The sequence below is a fragment of the Providencia sp. CIM-Carb-044 genome (assembly GCF_033901115.1).
Lineage (GTDB): Bacteria > Pseudomonadota > Gammaproteobacteria > Enterobacterales > Enterobacteriaceae > Providencia > Providencia hangzhouensis.
Window position 1 is genome coordinate 1 of sequence record NZ_JAXADV010000102.1, and the last position, 215, is coordinate 215.

General features: G+C 44.7%; 1 protein-coding gene. It reads right to left on the minus strand.

What is annotated here, in order from left to right; all coding sequences use genetic code 11:
- Positions 1–215, minus strand: a 215-nt coding sequence (locus SJ312_RS23480; protein ID WP_319868436.1) for a fimbria/pilus outer membrane usher protein, incomplete at both ends; no start/stop codon positions are given.

Here is a 215-nt window from a genome sequence, read left to right on the forward strand (position 1 = left end):
AAATCTTTGGCATAGTTAATACGGTAGCTTTTGCCTTTCTCACGCCCCAATAAGGTGTCGGCGTAAGATTGGGTGATGTCCACCGAAAAAGCCCCTAAAATGCCGATGTTTTGGCCAATACCGAGGTTAATGGCTTTATATTTATTCCCTGATGTTGCCACGATTCCGCCAAAAACAGAGGTATGGTTAAACACCCCAACAGAGCTTTCGACAGT